General features: G+C 69.1%; 2 protein-coding genes. Both read right to left on the bottom strand.

Going from position 1 to position 936, the window contains the following annotated elements:
- A partial coding sequence (locus AB1460_RS37820; RefSeq protein ID WP_368967391.1) for a transposase occupies positions 1-403 on the bottom strand: 403 nt, incomplete at its 3' end.
- Complete coding sequence (locus AB1460_RS37815; RefSeq protein WP_368967389.1) at positions 328-867, bottom strand: winged helix-turn-helix domain-containing protein; 540 nt, start codon at positions 865-867, stop codon at positions 328-330. The genes AB1460_RS37815 and AB1460_RS37820, both read right to left, overlap by 76 nt.
- Positions 868-936: the final 69 nt, after the last annotated feature.

Genomic DNA, 936 nt, shown 5'->3' with positions numbered 1-936 from the left:
CACTCACCCAGCCGGCGTGCGCGGCCAGGAACACGGCCATCTCGGCCTGGAGATGGATGTTCAACCGGTCCCACACCACCACCAGCCGACCCCCGGGAAGCTGCGCGTGCGCGGCCAGGAGAAGATCCCGACAGTCCTGCCAGCCCAACCCCTTCCGCTCACCCGGACGGCCGTGACCGACCCGAGCCCGGTAGACCAACCGGGCCCGATGCCCGGGTTTGTAGCAGACCATCCCGACCACACTCACCCGCCCCGATCCACCCCGCCCAGGCACCCGCACCACCGGAGTCACTCCGCGGCGCGCCCAGGTCCGTCCCCGTGGCGGCCTCAGGCCCTGCCCTGTCTCATCGAGGAAACAGACCCAGGCGCCCCGGGCCGCCGCGGTGGTTTTACCGCCGGCCACCCCTGCTCCGACCAGCCCGCCACCGCGTCGTCATCCCGTTCGACCGCGCGGCGCGCCGGCAGCTGGCACGACCAGCCGTTGCGGTCCAGCAGCAGCCACACCCCGGGCAGCGTGTAGGTGACCCCGAACTCCCGTCTGATCACCTCAGCGACCCGGGCCAGGGTCCACCGCTGATCGGTCCAGCCATACACCCCCGGCCCCCGACGCAGGATCGCCTCCAACCGGGCCAGATCCCGATCATCCAATCGGCACCGCGACAACGGACCAGCCGACCGCAACGCCGCCACACCCCCCGTTTCCCACGCCCGATACCAGCAGCCCGCTGTTTTCGGGGTCACTTTGAATTCCCGCGCCACCTCGATCCGAGTCGCTCCCGCGGCGAACCGGTCAGCCGCGGCCAACCGAATCCTCTCCCTTTCCACCTGCTCGGCGGGCGTCAACCCGCCACCCGTCGCATACCTCATACAAACGGTCTACCCGCATATCTGTGGCCATCACCAGGCCAACTAACACCACACATTAATCATCAGTAC

The organism is Parafrankia sp. FMc2 (genome assembly GCF_041008525.1).
GTDB lineage: Bacteria > Actinomycetota > Actinomycetes > Frankiales > Frankiaceae > Parafrankia.
Note: the sequence above shows the minus strand (reverse complement) of the source record. Positions and strands in the feature narration are given on the sequence as shown.

What these genes read in the sequence shown, in the direction of transcription:
- AB1460_RS37815 (WP_368967389.1), bottom strand. Translation starts at nt 867, where the DNA reads ATGAGGTATGCGACGGGTGGCGGGTTGACGCCCGCCGAGCAGGTGGAA.